Source organism: Pseudoflavonifractor sp. An85 (assembly GCF_002161235.1).
GTDB lineage: Bacteria > Bacillota > Clostridia > Oscillospirales > Oscillospiraceae > Enterenecus.
Map to the genome: position 1 here is coordinate 61,996 of NZ_NFHE01000012.1, position 19,302 is coordinate 81,297.

16 protein-coding genes and 1 other annotated feature are annotated in these 19,302 nt (G+C 60.7%); of the genes, 9 read left to right on the forward strand and 7 right to left on the reverse strand.

Going from position 1 to position 19,302, the window contains the following annotated elements; all coding sequences use genetic code 11:
• The first annotated feature begins 13 nt into the window (after positions 1 to 13).
• The 4 genes from B5G37_RS07510 to ileS all read left to right on the forward strand — a co-directional run bounded on the left by B5G37_RS07510 (position 14) and on the right by ileS (position 6,225).
• Positions 14 to 1,345, forward strand: coding sequence for a MurT ligase domain-containing protein (locus B5G37_RS07510; RefSeq protein ID WP_087256052.1), 1,332 nt, complete (start codon positions 14 to 16; stop codon positions 1,343 to 1,345).
• 12 nt (positions 1,346 to 1,357) lie between these two features.
• Complete coding sequence (locus B5G37_RS07515) at positions 1,358 to 2,086, forward strand: hypothetical protein (protein ID WP_087256056.1); 729 nt, start codon at positions 1,358 to 1,360, stop codon at positions 2,084 to 2,086.
• Positions 2,083 to 3,024 (forward strand): 50S ribosomal protein L11 methyltransferase, encoded by a 942-nt coding sequence (prmA, locus tag B5G37_RS07520; protein ID WP_087256058.1) that lies wholly within the window; start codon positions 2,083 to 2,085, stop codon positions 3,022 to 3,024. The genes B5G37_RS07515 and prmA overlap by 4 nt, the downstream gene beginning before the upstream one ends.
• An 88-nt stretch (positions 3,025 to 3,112) precedes the next feature.
• Positions 3,113 to 3,358, forward strand: a binding site (T-box leader).
• Positions 3,359 to 3,417: 59 nt separating this feature from the next.
• Positions 3,418 to 6,225, forward strand: coding sequence for an isoleucine--tRNA ligase (gene ileS / locus B5G37_RS07525; RefSeq protein ID WP_087256060.1), 2,808 nt, complete (start codon positions 3,418 to 3,420; stop codon positions 6,223 to 6,225).
• A gap of 50 nt (positions 6,226 to 6,275) precedes the next feature.
• Here the strand turns inward: ileS and B5G37_RS07530 are convergent, their stop codons facing one another.
• Entirely contained in the window at positions 6,276 to 6,827 is a 552-nt protein-coding gene (locus tag B5G37_RS07530) for a TetR/AcrR family transcriptional regulator (RefSeq protein ID WP_087256062.1), read from the reverse strand.
• Positions 6,828 to 7,025: 198 nt separating this feature from the next.
• On the opposite strand from B5G37_RS07530, the gene B5G37_RS07535 reads away from it, so the two are divergent.
• The 3 genes from B5G37_RS07535 to B5G37_RS07545 all read left to right on the forward strand — a co-directional run bounded on the left by B5G37_RS07535 (position 7,026) and on the right by B5G37_RS07545 (position 12,356).
• Positions 7,026 to 9,308 carry a YhgE/Pip domain-containing protein gene (locus B5G37_RS07535; RefSeq protein ID WP_087256064.1) on the forward strand — a complete coding sequence of 761 codons (2,283 nt, stop codon included), beginning with the start codon at positions 7,026 to 7,028 and terminating at the stop codon, positions 9,306 to 9,308.
• A gap of 231 nt (positions 9,309 to 9,539) precedes the next feature.
• The gene (locus tag B5G37_RS07540; RefSeq protein ID WP_087256066.1) at positions 9,540 to 11,087 is read left to right on the forward strand and encodes an alkaline phosphatase; all 1,548 of its coding nucleotides are present in this window, start codon (positions 9,540 to 9,542) and stop codon (positions 11,085 to 11,087) included.
• Between the two features lie 99 nt (positions 11,088 to 11,186).
• The gene (locus B5G37_RS07545; RefSeq protein WP_087256068.1) at positions 11,187 to 12,356 is read left to right on the forward strand and encodes a YibE/F family protein; all 1,170 of its coding nucleotides are present in this window, start codon (positions 11,187 to 11,189) and stop codon (positions 12,354 to 12,356) included.
• Positions 12,357 to 12,435: 79 nt separating this feature from the next.
• On the opposite strand, the gene gap is transcribed toward B5G37_RS07545, so the two are convergent.
• Positions 12,436 to 13,446 carry a type I glyceraldehyde-3-phosphate dehydrogenase gene (gap, locus tag B5G37_RS07550; protein WP_087256070.1) on the reverse strand — a complete coding sequence of 337 codons (1,011 nt, stop codon included), beginning with the start codon at positions 13,444 to 13,446 and terminating at the stop codon, positions 12,436 to 12,438.
• 379 nt (positions 13,447 to 13,825) lie between these two features.
• Here gap and B5G37_RS07555 point away from each other — a divergent pair, with 379 nt between their 5' ends.
• Together B5G37_RS07555 and B5G37_RS07560 are read left to right on the forward strand one after the other, a co-directional pair.
• Complete coding sequence (locus tag B5G37_RS07555) at positions 13,826 to 14,455, forward strand: hypothetical protein (protein WP_087256073.1); 630 nt, start codon at positions 13,826 to 13,828, stop codon at positions 14,453 to 14,455.
• Between the two features lie 122 nt (positions 14,456 to 14,577).
• A complete protein-coding gene (locus B5G37_RS07560; protein WP_242962813.1) occupies positions 14,578 to 15,840 on the forward strand; it encodes a chloride channel protein in 1,263 nt (420 codons plus the stop codon).
• A 41-nt stretch (positions 15,841 to 15,881) separates the two neighbouring features.
• Here B5G37_RS07560 and obgE read toward each other — a convergent pair whose 3' ends face one another.
• The 5 genes from obgE to B5G37_RS15195 form a co-directional block, all read right to left on the reverse strand.
• Entirely contained in the window at positions 15,882 to 17,165 is a 1,284-nt protein-coding gene (obgE, locus tag B5G37_RS07565; RefSeq protein ID WP_087256078.1) for a GTPase ObgE, read from the reverse strand.
• A gap of 272 nt (positions 17,166 to 17,437) precedes the next feature.
• On the reverse strand, positions 17,438 to 17,722 hold the full coding sequence (rpmA, locus tag B5G37_RS07570) for a 50S ribosomal protein L27 (protein WP_087256082.1): 285 nt from the start codon (positions 17,720 to 17,722) through the stop codon (positions 17,438 to 17,440).
• Between the two features lie 37 nt (positions 17,723 to 17,759).
• Positions 17,760 to 18,104 (reverse strand): ribosomal-processing cysteine protease Prp, encoded by a 345-nt coding sequence (locus B5G37_RS07575; protein WP_087256084.1) that lies wholly within the window; start codon positions 18,102 to 18,104, stop codon positions 17,760 to 17,762.
• A 14-nt stretch (positions 18,105 to 18,118) separates the two neighbouring features.
• Complete coding sequence (rplU, locus tag B5G37_RS07580) at positions 18,119 to 18,430, reverse strand: 50S ribosomal protein L21 (protein ID WP_087233272.1); 312 nt, start codon at positions 18,428 to 18,430, stop codon at positions 18,119 to 18,121.
• 173 nt (positions 18,431 to 18,603) lie between these two features.
• Positions 18,604 to 19,302 (reverse strand): hypothetical protein (locus B5G37_RS15195; RefSeq protein ID WP_343229696.1); only part of this gene is annotated, 699 nt, incomplete at its 5' end.

Consider the following 19,302-nt stretch of genomic DNA (forward strand, 5'->3'; position numbering starts at 1 on the left):
AGAGGCTGGTACCATGAGACGATTTTTAGCCATCATTTTGTGTAAACTCATGCGCGTGGTGGGCAAGATGCTGGGCCGGGGCTCCTCCCTGCCGGGACAATTTGCCCTGAAGGTGTGCCCCGATGTGCTGGGCCGGGTGAAGCTGCCCCCCTACGTCATCGCCGTCACCGGCTCCAACGGCAAGACCTCCACAGTGGAGATGATTGCCGCCATTTTGAAGGCCGCGGGGAAGAACGTGGTGTACAACGCCGAGGGCTCCAACCAGATTGAAGGTGTCACCACCCTCATCCTGTCCCAGTGCGATCTGTCTGGCCGGGTGCGGGGGGACGTGCTCCTGTTGGAGAGCGACGAGCGGTACGCCCGCCACACCTTCCACTGGTTCCACCCCACCCACTTTGTCATCACCAACCTGTACCGGGACCAGCTCACCCGCAACGGACACCCCCAGTGGGTGTATGACGCCATCCTCCCCGCCATTCACCCCTCCACCACTCTGGTGCTCAACGCCGACGACCCCCTGGTGGCTTGCTTTGCCCACCAGGGCAACCCGGTGAAGTGGTTCGGGCTGGAGGCCTGGCCCGGGGCCACCCGTGAGCACCACGGCATGTATAACGACGGGGCCTTCTGCCCTGCCTGCGGCGCGCCCATGGAGTATGAGCTGTACCACTACAACCACATCGGCCACTACCACTGCACCCAGTGCGACCACCACCGGCCCCACCCCGACTTTGCGGTGACGGGCCTGGACCTGGAGGCGGGACAGCTGGTGCTGGACGGGGACACCCCCATTCAGCTGGCCTTCCGCTCCATTTACAACGTGTACAACATCCTGGCCGCCTGGTCCGCCTGCCGCATGATCGGGGTGGACAAGGGTACCGCCGCCGGGGTCATCAACAACTACATTTTGAAGAATGGCCGCATGGTGCGCTTCACCCTGGGCCACCACAAGGGCACGTTGCTCACCAGTAAGCACGAAAATTCTGTGGCCTACGACACCAATCTGCGCTACATCCGGGATTTGGGCACCCCCTGTTCCGTGCTGGTGGTGGTGGACTCCATCTCCCGCAAGTATTTTACCGGAGAGACCAGCTGGCTGTGGGACATTGACTTCGACCAGCTCTCCGCCCCCCATGTGCAGCGGGTGGTGCTGGCGGGACGGTACGTCCACGACCTGGCTCTGCGCTTTGAGTGTTCCTCGGTGCCCCAGGACAAGCTGGTGCTGTCGGCCAACATCCACCAGGCGGTGGAGCTGCTGGAGGGCAGTGGGGACGAGGATTTGTACGTGGTCACCTGCTTCTCCGACCGGGACAAGGTACTGGACCGGGTGGAACTGGAAGACAAGTAAGGGGTGAGAGGGATGAAACTACAATTTGTGCATCTGTGTCCCCAGCGCATGAGCCTGTATGGGGAGTACGCCAACCTGGTGATGTTGCAGCGCATGGCCCAGGAGTTGGGCCATGAGGTGGAAATCGTGGCCGGGGAGACCCCCGACCTGTCGGAGGCTCACCTCATCTACATGGGCTGCGGCACCGAGCGGGGACAGAAGTTTGCCTTGGAGGTGCTGCGTCCCCAGGTGGACGGGCTGAAAGGGGCCCTGGACCGAGGCGCTGTGGTGCTGTTTACCGGAAACGCCATGGAGGTGCTGGGCCAGTCCATCACCGACACCCAGGGTAAGGTGTGGGAAGGCCTGGGTCTCACCGAGTTTACCACCATTGAGACCCGCCAGCGCACCCCCCACGACGTGATTGCCAACACCCCGCCGGGATACTCCCCTGTGGTGGGCTTTATGAACAAGTGCTCTCTCACTGCCGGGGTGTCCAGCCCCATGTTTGAGAGTTTGGAAATGGGCTTCGGCAACGACTGCCAGCGTGGCCCCGAGGGGTACCTCAGCGGCAACCTGATGGCCACCCACCTCACCGGCCCCGTGCTGGTGAAGAACCCCGCCCTGGCCCATGAGGTGCTGCGCCGGGTTCTGACCTGTGCGGGGGCTGAGGTGCCGGAGACGCTGCCGGTGCTGCCCCACCAGCAGGAGGCCTTCGAGGTCACCCTGCGGGAACTGAGAAGCAAAGGAGAGAACGCAGGATGAGCGAGCGTTGGTTGGAAGTGACCCTCCCCGTCCCCGCCAAGGTCATCGACCAGGTGTGCGACACCCTCACCAGCAACGGCATGACTGGCTTGGTGGTGGAGGAAGAGGGAGAGTTTCTCAAGTTTTTGGAGCAAAACCGCCAGTATTGGGACTATGTGGACGAGGATTTGGCCCGCCATATGAAGGGGGCCAGCCGGGTGAAGTTCTATGTGCCGGACAATGAAGAGGGCGAGGCCCAGATGAGAGCCGCCCTCCGGGGCCTGGAGCAGTACGAGCCCCAGACCGTCTCCCTGCGGGAGGAGGACTGGGCCACCTCCTGGCAGAAGTACTATCAGCCCATCCCGGTAGGCCAGCGGGTGTACATCGTCCCCGAGTGGATGAAGGGTCAGCCCATCCCCGACGGCCGGGTGCCTTTGTACCTGAACCCCGGCCTCACCTTTGGCACCGGCTCCCACCCCACCACCCAGCTGTGCCTGGAGCTCATGGAGAACCACATCCACGGCGGCGAGAAGCTGCTGGACCTGGGCTGTGGCTCCGGCATTTTGGCCATTGCCGCCCTGGGACTGGGGGCAGAGCACGCCGTGGGGGTGGACATTGACCCCAAGGCGGTGGATGTGGCCTATGAAAACGCCGCCATGAACGGCATTGGCAAGGACCGGCTCACCGTGCTGGCGGGCAATGTCTTGGCTGACCAGAAGTTCGGCGATCAGCTGCGCCCCGGCCAGAACCAGGTGGTGCTGGCCAACATCGTGGCGGATGTCATCATCCCTCTGTCCGCCGTGGCCCATCGCTTTTTGACCCCCGACGGGGTGTTCCTGTGCTCGGGCATCATTGACTCCCGGGCGGAGGAAGTGGCAGCGGCTCTGGAGCAAAACGGCTGGACCATTACCCGCAAGCTGGAGCGCAAGGGCTGGTTTGCCTACGAGGCCAGAAGATAAGAAAAAGCCTTTTTTGTGGAGTGTGCAAACCGGATTTTTGCCGGAAAAACAGTTGACAAACCCCTGCCAACTGGATAAGATATAGAGGTTAAATGCGTGGAACAGGACGAGTACCCAACTCACCCCCCACCAGAGAGCTGCTGGTATGGTGGAACAGCGGCAGGGCGGGCCTTGGGGAATATCACCTGGGAGCTGCAAACCCAACGGGCGCAAGGTGCGCCTTAGTAGGCTTTGCCGGGTTGGTCTCCGTTAATGTGACCCATCGAGGGGTCTGTGCGCAGGCACAGGCAACGAGAGTGGTACCGCAGAGGTTTTTCACACCTTTGTCTCTCATTTCAGAGGGACAAAGGTGTTTTTTGTCCCCAAAAACTCAAATACAGGAGGAATCCCACCATGGATTACAACAAGACCGTACACCTCCCCCAGACCGACTTCCCCATGCGGGCTGGGCTGCCCAAGCGTGAGCCCGAGCTGCTTAACGGCAAGTGGGAGGTGGAGACCTATCACAAGCTGATGAAGAAGAACGAGGGCAAGCCCAAGTTTGTCCTCCACGACGGCCCTCCCTACGCCAACGGCCACATTCACATCGGCACCGCCCTGAACAAGATTTTGAAGGATATCATCATCCGCTACAAGAACATGACCGGCTTCCAGGCCCCCTATGTCCCCGGCTGGGACACCCACGGCCTGCCCATCGAGTCCGCCATTTTGAAGGACAAGAAGATCAAGCGGGATGAGCTCACTGACTCCGAGTTCCGGGACAAGTGCCGGGACTTCGCCCTCAACTTCGTGGACATCCAGCGCAGCGAGTTCCAGCGCCTGGGCGTCATCGGCGACTGGGAGAACCCCTACCTCACCCTTAGCCCTGTGTTTGAGGCCAAGCAGGTGGAGATTTTCGGCAAGATGGCGGAGAAGGGCTACATTTACAAGGGGATGAAGCCCGTGTACTGGTGCCCCCACGACCAGACCGCTCTGGCCGAGGCGGAGATCGAGTACGCCGACGACCCCTGCACCACCATCTTCGTGAAGTTCCCCGTGAAGGACGACCAGGGCAAGCTGGCTTCCGTCACTGACCTGAGCAAGACCTACTTCGTCATTTGGACCACCACCCCCTGGACCATCCCCGGCAACTATGCCATTTCCGTCAACCCCGACTTCGACTACGTGCTGCTCCAGGCCCCCAACGGCGAGGTGTATATCCTGGCCGAGGGCCTGGTGGAGTCCGTGTGCAAGGCCGCTGGCCTGGATCAGGCTGCCTGCACCGTGCTGGCCACCTTTAAGGGCAGTGACTTCGAGCTGATGACCGCCAAGCACCCCCTCTTCGACCGGGAGAGCGTCATCCTCTGCGGCGACCACGTCACCCTGGACGCCGGTACCGGCTGCGTCCACACCGCCCCCGGCTTCGGCGCCGACGACTTTAACATCTGCAAGGCCTACGACCAGGCTGGTAAGACCCACATCGGCACCCCCGTGCCCGTCAACGCCAAGGGCGTCATGACCGACGAGCGGTACAACGGCCAGTTCTACGCCAAGGGCAACGACCTGGTGGTGGCTGACCTGGAGGCCGAGGGCTTCCTGCTGGCCAAGGAGAACATCGTCCACTCCTACCCCCACTGCTGGCGCTGCAAGAACCCCATCATCTACCGTGCCACCGAGCAGTGGTTCTGCTCCGTGGACGCCATCAAGGACACCGCCGTGGAGAGCTGCGACCACATCTCCTGGCACCCCTCCTGGGGCAAGGACCGCATGACCTCTATGATCAGCGAGCGCAACGACTGGTGCATCTCCCGTCAGCGCAAGTGGGGCGTGCCCATCCCCATCTTCTACTGCGACCAGTGCGGGGCCGACATTGTGACCCCCGAGACCATCCAGCGTGTCTCTGAGCTGTTCCGTGAGCACGGCTCTAACATCTGGTTTGAAAAGACCGCCGACGAGCTGGTGGAGGGTCTGGGCCTGAAGTGCCCCCACTGCGGTGGCGTCCACTTCTCCAAGGAGTCCGACATCATGGACGTGTGGTTCGACTCCGGCTCCACCCACGCCGCTGTGCTGGATGAGCGTCCCGAGCTGACCTTCCCCGCCGACGTGTACCTGGAGGGCGGCGACCAGTACCGTGGTTGGTTCCAGTCCTCCATGCTCACCTCCATTGCCGCCAAGGGCGTGGCTCCCTACAAGCAGATTATCACCCACGGCTGGACCGTGGACGGCGAGGGCAAGGCCATGCACAAGTCTCTGGGCAATGCCGTGTCCCCCGACGAGGTCATCAAGGACTACGGCGCCGACATGCTGCGTCTGTGGGTGGCCTCCGCCGACTACACCCAGGACATGCGCATCTCCCCCGAGATTTTGAAGCAGCTGTCCCAGGCCTACCTGAAGATCCGCAACACCGCCCGCTACATGCTGGGCAACCTGGCCGGCTTCGACCCCAACGCCCCCGTGGCCGTGGAGAACATGATGGAGCTGGACCGCTGGGCCGTGCACCAGTTCAACAACCTGGTGGGTGCTTGCCGCGCCGCCTATGAGCGCTACGAGTTCCACGCCGCCTACCGTGCCATCTACAACTTCTGCGTGGTGGAGATGTCCAACTTCTACCTGGATATCATCAAGGACCGCCTGTACTGTGGTGATGAGGCAGGCCGCCGCTCCGCTCAGACCGCCCTGTATATCATCGTGGACGGTATGACCCGGCTGCTGGCCCCCATCCTGGCCTTCACCAGCCAGGAGATCTGGTGTGCCATGCCCCACGCTGACAGCGACGACACCGAGTGCGTGCTGTTCAACGACATCCCCAACCTCAACCCCGCCTACGCCATGACCGAGGCCGAGGACGAGAAGTGGAACCGCATCATCGCCCTGCGGGACGACGTGAACAAGGCTCTGGAGCTGGCCAGAAGCGAGCAGGGCATCAAGAAGAGCACCGACGCCGCTCTGTCCCTCACCTTCACCGCTGCCGCCTTCGAGCAGTTCCAGGCCATGAACCTCTCCGAGGCCGATCTGGCCACCCTGTGCATCGTCTCCCAGGTCACCGTGGCCCAGGGCGAAGGCACTGGCTACCAGGGCGAGGAGTTCGAGGGCCTCACCGTGGCCGTCTCCCTGGCCGAGGGCGCCAAGTGCCCCCGCTGCTGGAACCATGACACCAGCATTGGTACCGACCACGGCCACAACCAGCTGTGCGCTCGCTGTGCCACTGTGCTTGGCGAATAAATTCCCAATAAATAAAAAATCCGGGAAATCGTAAGATTTCCCGGATTTTTTTATCTGTGTGTCACCCCGGCGATGAGGGCGGCGGTGCGGCCTGCCATGTCCTGGGGCGACTCGGGGCAGCCCCGGGACAGCCAGTCTTTGATGAGGCCCATGCCCCCGGCTACGCAGAAGGTGTAGCGGTAGGCCACATCCGGCTGGGTGCGCTGCAAGGGGGTGAGAATGTACTGGGAGAGCATCTCCTCAATGCGGTGGAGAAAGCCAATGTCCCCCCGAGGGCCCAGCAGGGCGGCACAGATGTCCCGGTTGGCAAAGAGAATGGCAAACACATCCTCCAAAAAGGCCAGGTTTCCCCCCTCAAACCGTCCGGTGAGGGTGGCCTCCATGGCGTGGAAGATTTCGTCGTATAACTCCTGCTCCACACACTCCAGCATGTGGGGAATGTCCCGGTAGTGGAGGTAGAAGGTGGAGCGGTTGATGTCCACCAAATCCACCAGCTCGGTGACCGTCACCTCGTTGACGCTCTTCTCCCCCATCAGCTGGGCCAGCCCCTGGCGCAGCAGGGCCCGGGTGCGCCGTACCCGGCGGTCTGGTGTTCGCTCCATGTTCCGTCCTCCTGGTTTGTAAAGCTTTTTTGAACAATGGACAATCTGTCGTCACTGTGTTGATTAGTAGACAGACCGACGACAGATTGTCGGTTGCGTTGTCCTGTCCCCTCCAGTATAATGCTCCTCGTAAAAAAATACAACACCACGATGATTCCTAGACATAGTGTCTAGCAACCTGGAAGGAAGGGTTCGACGTTGAAACGAGAAGAATGGAAGCGGCTGCTACACAACCCCTTGTTGTTGGTGGTGATGATTGCCATTGTGGCCATCCCCACCATCTACACCACCCTGTTTTTGGGCTCCATGTGGGACCCCTACGGCAGTGTGGAGCATTTGCCGGTGGCGGTGGTGAATTTGGACCAGCCGGTAACGGTGGAGGGCACTACCTATGAGGTGGGCCAGTCCCTGGTGGATAACCTGAAAGAGGAGCCTTCTCTGGACTTCCACTTTGTGGGCCAGGAGGAGGCCCAGAAGGGGCTGGAGGACGGCACCTATTACATGGTCATCACCATCCCGGAGGACTTCTCCCAGCGGGCTTCTTCCATTACCCAGGACCAGCCCCAGACCATGGAGCTGAAGTATGAGACCAACCCCGGCACCAACTACATCGCCTCCAAGCTCAGTGAGAGCGCCATGAAGGAGATGGAGCTGGGGGTGCGGGAGGAAGTGACCCGCACCTACGCTACCACCATGCTGGAACAGATCGGCGAGATCGGGGACGGCATGACCCAGGCCGCCGACGGCGGCGGAGAGCTGGCGGACGGTGCCCACACCCTCACCCAGGGAGCCCAGTCCCTCACCGATTACCTGGCGCAGCTGTCGGACAGCTCCCTCACCTTTGTGGATGGCTCTCAGCGGCTGTCCCAGGGCCTGGGGGACTATCTGGCAGGCGTGACCCAGGTAGCACAGGGCAGCGGGGCCCTCAACGACGGCGCTGCCCAGCTGGAGGACGGTTTGGGCCAGCTCCAGCAGGCCACCCAGCCCCTCACCCAGGGGGTGGAGCAGTTAAACCAGGGGGCCCAGAGTTTGGCTCAGGGGGCCGGACAGGCGGCAAACAGCAGCGGAACCCTGGCCCAGGGAGCCGCCCAGGTGGATGAGAGCCTGAATGCTCTCTTGGAGGGCCTCAACCAGCTGCAAAGCCAGACCCAAGCCCTGCCCCAAAACGCCCAGGCGTTGGCGGATGGGGCCAAGCAGCTGGAACAGGGCCTGCAAGGGCTGTCTCTGGCCATCCAGAGCGGCCAGGTGAGTGGGGAGCAGCTCCAAGCCCTAGTGGGCCAGCTCAGCCAGGGTGCCACCCAGCTGTCTCAGGGGCTGGAGCAGCTCAGCCAGCAGGCCCCCGCCCTCACCCAGGGCATCACCCAGGCCGCCCAGGGGGCTGGTCAGCTGAAAGAGCAGGGTACTGCACCTCTCCGCGCTGGCGCGGCCCAGTTGCAACAGGGGTTGAACACCTTGGCTCAGGGCAGTGAGACGTTGGCCCAGGGGGTCACCCAGATGCAGGGCCAGCTTCCCGCCCTCACCCAGGGGGTGGACGGGCTGTATCAAGGGGCCCAGAAGCTGCACCAGGGCACGCAGACTTTGGTGGACGGGGCCGACCAGCTCATGGACAACAAGGCCCAGCTGACGGAAGGAATGGACGCCCTCAACCAGGGCGCGGGTCAGATTCAGGACGCCGCCGGACAGCTCCACCAGGGGGCCCAGACCCTCACCGACGGGGCGAAGGCCCTGGAGGATGGAGCCGCTACCCTCCAGGACAAGCTGGCGGACGGTGCTCAGGAGATAGCCGACACCAACACGGGAAACGCCGTAGCCGACCAGATGGCCGCCCCGGTGGAGACCCAGGAGAGCCAGCTCACCCAGGTGGCCAACAACGGCCACGCCATGGCCCCCTACATGATGTCGGTGGCCCTGTGGGTGGGATGTATCGCCTTTAGTCTGATGTACCCCCTGACCCAGTACAGCGGCGAGCTGAAAAGCGGCTTTGCCTGGTGGCGCAGCAAGGCCTCGGTGCTGTATACCGTGGCCATCCTGGAGGCCCTGGTGATGCTGGGCAGCCTCCACCTGTTCAACGGCTTCCAGCCGGTGGACTGGGGCCGCACGGTGCTGGTGGCCCTGGTGGCGGCAGTGACCTTCATGTCGGTGATGTACTTCTTTACCTGCCTGTTGGGCAAGGTGGGCAGCTTCTTGATGCTCATCTTTATGGTGCTCCAGCTCTCCGGCTCGGTGGGCACCTATCCCCTGGAGCTGTCCGGCTCCTTTGTCCCCGCCCTCAACGGCTGGGTGCCCTTCACCTATACGGTGCGGGCCTTCCGCAGCGCCATTGCCGGTGGCCCGGACATCACCGGATGTTTGGCGTATCTGGCGGTGTGGCTGGTGGTGTTCACTATCCTCACCCTGGTGCTGTTCCAGGTGCGCACCCGCCGCATTCGGAAGGGCCAGCCCACCCTGATGGTGTGGTTGGAGGAGCACAGCTTGGCATAAGCATTTCATATCATATGGGTGGTTATTTCCCACAAAAATAGAGAAACGCCTGGATAAATCTTTGGATTTGTCCAGGCGTTTTACGGTTCTCTTACAGAAAAATGAAACCAATCCCACAATTTTTACGGATTTCTGGTGGAAGAGGCGGTATCATTTTGGGTATCATGAGCCTCGGCATCCATAGCCATGATTTGAATTGAGAAATGATTGTGAGAAAGGAAGATCTCCACCATGAAACGCAAGCAAATTGCTGCCGGACTTCTGGCCGGCGCCACTCTGATGGGCGCTCTGGCCGGCTGCTCCGCTCCCACCGCCAACCAGAACGAGAATCAGCCCAGCCAGCATGTCAACCAGGAGGGCACCACGCCCAAGTATGTGTTCCTCTTCATTGGCGACGGTATGAGCTATCCTCAGATTCAGTCCACCGCCGACTATCTGGGCGCTTTGCAAGACGAGGACTATCATCAGGCTGAGCCCAGCCTGGACGACAACCAGGGCGCCATTCTGGACGGTCCCGAGTACCTGAACTTCATGAACTTTGATGTGTCCGGTTCCGCCGTGACCTACGACTCCAACAGCTTCTGCCCCGACTCCGCTTCCACTGCCACTTCCATTTCCACCGGCCATAAGACCTATTCCGGCACCATCAACATGGACGAGACCGGTTCTCAGTCCTATGAGACCATTGCCGAGAAGGTGAAGGACCAGCTGGGCTGGAAGGTGGGTGTCATTTCTTCCGTGACCATCAACCACGCCACCCCCGCCGCCTTCTACGCCCACCAGGCCAGCCGCAATGACTACTACGAGATTGGCCTGGACCTGCTGGAGTCCGGCTTTGACTACTTCGCTGGCGCTGGTTTCGGTCAGCCCGATGGCCCCGAGGGGGACCAGGAGAACCTGTATGACCTGGTGGAGAACGCCGGTTACACCCTGGCGGACACCAAGGCCGAGGTGGAGGCCATCACCAGCGAGAACGAAAAGGTGTTCATCGTGGACGAGAACGTCACCAGCGACGGAGGCATGACCTACGAGCTGGACCGCACCGACGACATGCTCTCTCTGGCCGACTATGTGGAGAAGGGCATCGAGGTGTTGGACAACGACGAGGGCTTCTTTATGATGTGCGAGGGCGGCAAGATCGACTGGGCCTGCCACGCCAACGACGCCGCCTCCTCCATCCACGACACCATGGCCTTTGCCGATGCGGTGCAGGTGGCCATTGACTTTGCCAAGGATCACGCCGACGAGACCCTGATCCTGGTCACCGGCGACCACGAGACCGGCGGTCTGACCATCGGCTTTGCCGGTACCGACTACGACACTTATCTGGACCTGCTGGACAGCCAGAAGGTCTCCTTCACCAAGTTTGACACCGACTATGTGGCCAAGTACAAGGAGAACAAGACCTCCTTTGACGACGTGATGAAGGACGTGGAGCAGCTCTTCGGCCTGAAGACTCAGGGCGAGGAGGGCGACAAGCTGGTGCTCACCGACTATGAGCTGGCTACCCTGAAGGCCGCGTATGAAAAGAGCATCAACGGCGTGGCAGCCAGTGAGTATGAGCAGGAGGAGTATGTGCTCTACGGCACCTACGAGCCCCTCACCGTCACCCTCACCCACATCATCAACAACAAAGCAGGCGTGAGCTTCACCTCTTATAGCCACACCGGTCTGCCCGTGGCCGTGCTGGCCCAGGGCGCAGGCGCCGAGAAGTTCGACGGCTACTACGACAACACGGACATCTTTGACAAGATGGCCGCTCTGGTGGGCGTGAAGTAAGCCTTCCCCCACCTGCCCACAACCACACGCAAGCCTCCGCCGGTATGTGGCGGAGGCTTGCGCTGTACCTTCATCTGAGAAAAAAGGAGTCTGTCATTCATGAAACTTCCCCCTTTGCCCAGAAAAAATGTTCGCTATCATGCCCCGGTGCTGGTGTGTCTGCTGGCCATTGTGGTGCTTTTGTTCCTGCCCACCGGGTTTGAGGAGGCGGCGCTGTACCAAGAGGCGGTGCGGTGCAGCGCCCGAGTGGTGGAGGTGGATAACTCCATGATTATTGATACCGGTCTGGTGCGTTCCGGGGAGCAGCGATGCACCTTGGAACTGTTGGACGGGGCCTTTGCCGGACAGACCGCCACCGGGGTCAACATGCTCAACGGCTCTTTGGAGCAAGACAAGGTGTATGAGCCTGGGGACAAGGCGTTGGTGGTGGTCAGCCACGACGGGGATACCATCACCAACGTGACCATGAGCGATCATTTCCGCCTGGGCTGGGAGGCGGTGCTGGCGGCGGCGTTTGCGGTGTTCCTGGTTCTCTTTGCCGGAGGCACCGGGGTGCGGGCCATTGCCTCCTTTATCTTGACGGTACTCACCTTGTGGAAGGTGCTGGTGCCGCTGTACCTAAAGGGGTGGAACCCCATTTGGATTGGGTTGCTCCTCACCTTGTTTCTCACCCTGCTCATCATCGCCCTGGTGTACGGCTTTGACCGGCGGTGCATGGCGGCGGTGTCCGGCTCCTTTTTGGGGATTTTGGTCACCTGTGTGTTGGGCATCCTCTTCACCGACCTGTTCAAGATCCACGGGGCGGTAATGGCCTACTCCGAGAGCCTGTTGTACTCCGGGTTCCAGGATCTGAACCTCACCCGCATCTTTATGGCCTCCATCTTCATTGGGGCCTCCGGGGCGGTCATGGACCTGAGCGTGGATATCACGTCGGCGGTACACGAGGTGGTGGAAAAGCGGCCGGACCTGGGCTGGCGAGAGGCCATGAAGTCGGGGCTGAACGTGGGGCGCAGCGCCATGGGGACCATGACTACCACCCTGCTCTTTGCCTATTCCGGGGGCTATGTGGCCCTGCTGATGGTGTTTATGGCCCAGGGGACTCCCATTGACCACATGCTCAACTACAAGTACGTGGCTGCCGAGCTGATTCAGACGGTGATCGGCTCCTTCGGTCTGGTCACCGTGGCCCCCTTCACCGCTCTCACCGCCGGCTGGCTGCTCACCCGGCACCATCGGGTAGGCATCCCTGCCGAGGAGGTCATCCACTGAGGGTGGCCTTCCAGAAATTCATATGAGAGCATAAAAAAAGGGACTTGGCGTAAGCCAAGTCCCTTTTGAAATGGTTTTCTTACTTGTGGTCCACGGAGTACATGTGCTTGATGAGCTCCAGAACCTTGTTGGAGTAACCCATCTCGTTGTCGTACCAGGACACGACCTTCACGAAGGTGTCGGTCAGAGCGATACCAGCCTTGGCATCGAAGATGGAGGTGCGGGAATCGCCCAGGAAGTCGCTGGACACCACGTCCTCGTCGGTGTAGCCCAGAACGCCCTTCAGCTCGCCCTCGGAAGCAGCCTTCATGGCCTCGCAGATCTCAGCGTAGGTGGCGGGCTTCTCCAGGTTCACAGTCAGGTCAACCACGGACACGTCCAGGGTGGGAACACGCATGGACATACCGGTCAGCTTGCCGTTCAGAGCGGGGATAACCTTGCCCACGGCCTTAGCAGCGCCAGTGGAGGAGGGGATGATGTTGCCGGTAGCAGCACGACCGCCGCGCCAATCCTTCAGAGAGGGACCGTCAACGGTCTTCTGGGTGGCGGTGACAGAGTGCACGGTGGTCATCAGGCCGTCCTTGATGCCGAACTTGTCGTTCAGAACCTTGGCGATGGGGGCCAGGCAGTTGGTGGTGCAGGAAGCGTTGGACACGAAGGTCATGTCGGAGGTGTAAGCGTCCAGGTTGACGCCGCACACGAACATGGGGGTGTCGTCCTTGGAAGGAGCGGACATGATGACCTTCTTGGCGCCGGCGTCGATGTGAGCCTGAGCCTTCTCCTTGGTCAGGAACAGGCCGGTGGACTCCACAACGTACTCAGCCTCCAGCTTGCCCCAGGGGATGTCAGCGGGGTTACGCTCGGCGAAGACAGGGATCTCCTTGCCGTTGACAACGATGCCGGTCTCGGTGGAGGAAACCTCGCCCTCGAAGTGACCATGCATGGTGTCGTACTTCAGCATATAGGCCAGGTAATCAGCGGGACACAGATCGTTGATACCCACGATCTCGATCTCGGGATGATTGATGCTGGCGCGGAAAACCATTCGGCCGATGCGGCCAAAACCGTTAATACCTACTTTAATGCTCATTGGTATCACTCCTTATAAAATATGGATGATCGCGTTTGCGCAAGGCTATTATACATCACCTTTCTGATAAATGGAAGGGGGTTGTCAAAAATTTTTCAAACTTTCTTTGTTTTCAGCCGCGTGGGAACCCTTTGGGAGACAAAACTGGGAAAAGGCCGGTATCTGACGGGAAACAAGGCAGGAAAAGTGTGGTCAAACTGGAAGCAATGGGAATTACATGGGGGAAGACGGACAAATTTACTCCGCAGTTTACGTCAAATATAACAAAAAGTGGACAATATTTTCGCTGTTGCTTGAAAGATGTGTACACGTGTGATATGGTGAGAGAAAGATAGCGCCAAGGTGCATCGAATCGGGACAAGGAAAGGAGATATGGAAGATGAAGCACAGATGGATGGTATGGCCTCTGGCCGTAGGGCTGATCCTGGCCCTGACCGGATGCAGCAGCAGCGACCCCAAGGAGAAATTGGTGGGCACCTGGTCTGGTCAGGTGGATGTGATGGAGCAGGTTGTGGAAGGTATGCGTCTGACCGCTCCTGAAATTGCCGATGAGCTGGAGATGGAGAACTTCTATATCCCCCTGGAGATGGAGTTCCGGGAGGACGACACCTACACCTTGACGGTGGACCAGGAGAAGTTGGATCAGTCCGTGGACCAGCTGATTCAAAAAGCGGTGGATGCTACCATGGTCTATATGGAGCAGATGCTCAAAGACCAGGGCATTACGAACATGACGGTGGATGAGGCGTTGGCCCAGTCGGGTATGGATCGGGAAAGCTTTACCGCCTTGATGAAGGAGAGCCTGGGCCAGCTGAGCTCCACGGTGGCCGAGCAGATCAAGACAGAGGGCCAGTATCGGGCGGACAAGGAAAAGCTGTATACCTCTGATTCCACCGATACCAAGCCTGGAGACAGCCAGTACACCCCCTATACTCTGGACGGGGACTCTATGACCATGGACTTTAGTGAGCAGGAAATGGGCCAGGTGACCTTCACCCGTGGAGGCTGACCCACAGCGGAATTGAGATGATACCCGGGGCGGGGGGAGCTGCGGCTCTCCCCGCCCTTGACAGCCTCTGGGGGGGAGAATATAATCCAAAGTGCCAATCAAAGTCAAAAGGGCGGGAGGATATGACACAAAATAGGAAGGAATTTTGGGATCGGGCTATGCCCACGGTGCGGGCCTGGGTCCATTGGAGCGTATTGGCGGTGGCAACGGGACTGGTGTGCGGGGCGGCAGGGGCCGCCTTTTCTCACGCCATCACCCTGGTCACCGCATGGCGGGGGCAATTCCCCTGGCTGCTGTGGTGTATGCCCCTGGCGGGCCTCATCATTGTGGGGCTATACCAAGGGGCGGGGATGGAAAACGACAGCGGCACCAACCAGATCATTGCCAGCGTCCGCTCCGGCCAGCGGCCGCCCCTGCGGCTGGCGCCCCTGATTTTCATCGGCTCGGTGCTCACCCATCTCACCGGCGGCAGCGCTGGCCGGGAAGGGGCCGCGCTGCAAATTGGAGGAAGTCTCGCCTGTCAGGTGGGCCAGCGGCTGCACCTGGGAGAGCGGGAAATGAACGTGGAAGTGATGTGCGGCATGAGCGGCCTGTTTGCCGCCCTGTTCTCCACCCCCCTCACCGCCACAGTGTTTGCCATGGAGGTGGTGAGCGTGGGCATTGTCCACTACTCTGCCCTGTTCCCCTGCCTGCTCACTGCCCTGGTGTCCATGGGAGTGACAGTGCTGCTGGGGGTGGAGCCAGAGGCGTACACCCTGGCGGTCATCCCGGAGCTGGAAGTGCTGTCCCTGGTGCAGATTGGGGCGCTGGGGGTGGGCTGTGCCCTGCTGGCCATGGTGTTTTGTACCGTGGTACACCAGACGGGACACTGGTATGCCCACTATCTGCCCAACCCCTACCTGCGGGCGGTGGTGGGCGGCGTGCTGGTGGTGGCCGTGAGCCTGTTGGAGGGCAGCGGCGACTACAATGGCGCGGGTGGCCATATCATCGCCCAGGCTGTGGAGGGTACCGTGCGGGTACCCTGGGCCTTTGCCCTGAAACTCCTGCTCACTGCTCTGACCCTGGGGGCGGGGTATCGAGGGGGCGAGATTGTGCCCACCTTCTTTGTGGGGGCCACCTTCGGCTGTGCTGTGGCGCCCCTGCTGGGGGTGGACCCGGGCTTTGGGGCGGCGGTGTGCATGATCGCTCTCTTTTGCGGGGTGGTCAACTGCCCCCTGGCCAGCATCTTTTTGAGTGTGGAGCTGTTTGGCAGCGAAGGGCTGCTCTTCTTTGCCTTGGCCTGCGCCCTCAGTTACCTCCTTAGCGGAAAGTTCTCCCTGTACTCCAGTCAGAAAATCGTCTATTCCAAGCTGGAACCCCGATTTATCGACGAAAACGCCCATTAAAAGAAAAAACACCCTGGAAGCATAGCTTCCAGGGTGTTTTTTTACTTCTGATACTCGAATTCCAGATTGTACAGACACACCAGGTCGCCGTCGGTGACGCCCTTGGCCTCCATCTGCTCGAACACGCCCGCCTCCCGCAGACGCTTGTCGAACCAGTTGCGGCTCTCGTAGTCGCCGAAGTTGACGTTGGCCATGAGCTGACGCAGCCAAGGCCCGTCCACCAGCCAGGTGCCGTCGTCGTCCCGGGTAATCTCCAGGGGGGCGGAGGTGTCCACCTCGGGGGGACGCTCCACATAGGTGGGCTCAAACACCAGGATGGGGGGCAGATGGGCCAGCTCGTCGGCAGCGGCGTACATCAGCTCACGGGTACCCTGGTGGGTGGCGGCGGACATCTCAAAGAGACGGCAGCCCTTGGCCTCCACGTGGGCCCGCAGCCGCTCCAGCAGCTCGGGGTCCTCCATCACGTCCACCTTGTTGGCGGCCACCAGCATCTTGCGGCTGGCCAGTTCGGGGGACCACTGCTCCAGCTCGGCGCAGATGGTGTCGAAGTCCTCCACCGGGTCCCGGCCCTCGCTGCCGGACACATCCACCACGTGGATCAGCAGGCGGCAGCGGTCAATGTGGCGCAAAAAGTCGTGGCCCAGGCCGGCGCCCTCGGCGGCGCCCTCGATGATGCCGGGGATGTCGGCCAGCACGAAGGAGCGGCCCTCCTCCATGGGCACCACGCCCAGGTTGGGGAAGAGGGTGGTGAAGTGGTAGTTGGCAATTTTGGGCTGGGCGCGGGTGACCACGCTCAAAAGGGTGGATTTACCCACGTTGGGGAAGCCCACCAGGCCCACGTCGGCCAGCAGCTTCAGCTCCAGAATCACGTCCCGCTCTTGTCCCGGCAGGCCAGCTTTCGCAAAGCGGGGCACCTGACGGGTGGGGGTGGCAAAGTGCTGGTTGCCCCAGCCGCCCTTGCCGCCCTTTGCCAGCACAAAGGGCTTGTCGTCGGACATGTCGCAGATGATCTCCTTGGTCTCGGCGTCCCGCACCACGGTGCCCCGAGGCACCTTGATGACCAGGTCTGCCCCGTCCTTACCGGTGCAGCGCTTACCGCTGCCATTCATGCCGGTCTCGGCCACATACTTGCGCTTGTAGCGGAAGTCCATGAGGGTGGACATGTGGGGGTCTACGGTGAGCACCACGTTGCCGCCCCGTCCTCCGTCGCCGCCGTCGGGACCGCCAGCGGCCACGTATTTCTCCCGGTGGAAGGACACGGCGCCGCCGCCTCCCGCCCCGGCCCGCACCAGAATCCGGGCGGTATCAATAAACTGATTGGCCATGGTTGGCACCTCCATTCAATATGGGCCGAAAAAGGCCGAAGGCCTTTTCCGACCGGATTTGCATGGGAGCTGGACCTCGATTTCTAACGAAAAGTCGGCCCATCTCCCATGAGAAGAGTCATTTTCCCGGCGCATGTCCGTGAAAATGACGGGATTTCAATTTATTCCGCCGCTGACAGCGGCGGAACTCTGCGAGGCTTTCTTTGCTCGCATTTCCATCGATTACAAAAAACGTCCCGGACAAGGGTTATGTCCGGGACGTTTTAACAGCATTACTGAGCGATCTCGTACACGGAGACCTTCTTGCGGTCCTTGCCCATGCGCTCGAACTTCACCTTGCCGTCCACCAGGGCGAACAGGGTGTCGTCGGAGCCCTTACCCACGTTGTTGCCGGGGTGGATGTGGCTGCCGCGCTGACGAACCAGAATGTTGCCGGCCAGAACGAACTGACCGTCGGCACGCTTCACGCCCAGGCGCTTGGACTCGGAGTCACGGCCGTTCTTGGTGGAGCCGCCGCCCTTCTTGTGAGCGAAGAGCTGGATGTTGATCTTCAGCATAAGTCGTTACCGTCCTTTCTAAAAGGTGATTGGGGACTTAGTCCTCGTCATCATCGTCCAGCAGGACGATGAGATTTTTGGGGTATTCCTGGCTCAGAGCTTGGAGATAGACCATCAATCCAACCATCAGATTCTGGCTGGTGTGCTCATTTGCCTCGCTCAGGCCGGTGGGAAGCCGCAGCGAAAGGTGGGCTTCCTCCTCCTTGACCTTCACCGGTGCTCCCAGACCCAGCACCTCATTCAAGGTGCACTCCAGAAGCCCCACGGTGGAGGAGATGGCGGCGCAGACGATGTCGGACCCGGCATCGGCGTAACCGCTGTGTCCATCCACCACAACGCCATCCATGCGGCCATTGCTTTCGTGGAATGTGACGGTGGTCATGTTGCGCCTCCTAATTAGGCGTTGACCTTGGTGATCTCCACCTTGGTGTAGGGCTGACGATGGCCCTGACGACGGCGGTAGTTCTTCTTGGGCTTGTACTTGAAGACCAGCACCTTCTTGCCCTTGCCGTTCTTCACCACGTTGGCGGTGACGGAGGCACCCTCCACAACGGGAGCGCCGAAGGTAGCGCTGTCGCCATTCAGGACAGCCAGAACCTTGTCGAAGGTGATGGAGCTACCGGCCTCGGCATCCAGCTTCTCGATGTAGAGGACGTCGCCCTCGGTCACCTTGTACTGCTTGCCGCCGGTCTCGATGATTGCGTGCATACTTTGCACCTGCCTTTCCTTTATTACGGGCTCGCTGTCGGGGGAGGGAGTGAAAACTCCACTTGTGTCCCATTCAAAGCGGCTCTGACATTATATCAACGCCCGGGAAGGTTGTCAAGTAATTTTGAAAAAATCTATCCGGGATGCATGTGGCATCCCGGATAGAAAGCAAATTATTTCATTTTGCGCTTTTGCACATACACAATGGGCAACACACCGGCACACAGCACCAGCAAGGCAACCCACAGAAGGATTTCATGGGAATCTCCGGTGGGAGGAACAGGCTTGGGCTCAGCGGTAGGGGCGGGAGTGGGTGCAGGAGTTACACTGGGGGTGGGCAAGGGCTCCGGGGTGAGCTGGTAGCCACAGATGGTACACTCCTGGTACTTCTTCCCTGCCTGGGAATCGGTGACCCACTGGAAGGCGTGGGTGGCGGCATCGGCTTTCGCACCGCAACCTTCACAGACGTGGAAATGATGGGTGGTATCCCACTTCCAGGTCTCACCGTAGCTGTGAGGCAGCATAGCCACATTGTCCAGGGTCAGGGTCTGGGTGGCAGCCCAATCCTCGCTGAAGGTGGCGGTGTAGGTGGTCTGGCCGGCCTGGGTGCAGGTGGGAGCCTTGGTCTGCTCCTGGGTGATAACAGCCGTGGCGGTCTCCTCATGGGTGGCGTCATTCTCGCACACCCGAGAGGCGGTGCAGGAGCTGCCGTCTTCGGCCCAGGTGTAGGTGGTCTTGGCCCAGGCGTGGCCGGTGGGCTCCACATCGGTCAGGGTCAGGGTCTGGGCCACAGCCCAATCCGGATTGAAGGTGGCGGTGTAGGTGGTCTGACCCATCTGGGTGCAGGTGGGAGCCTTGGTCTGCTCCTGGGT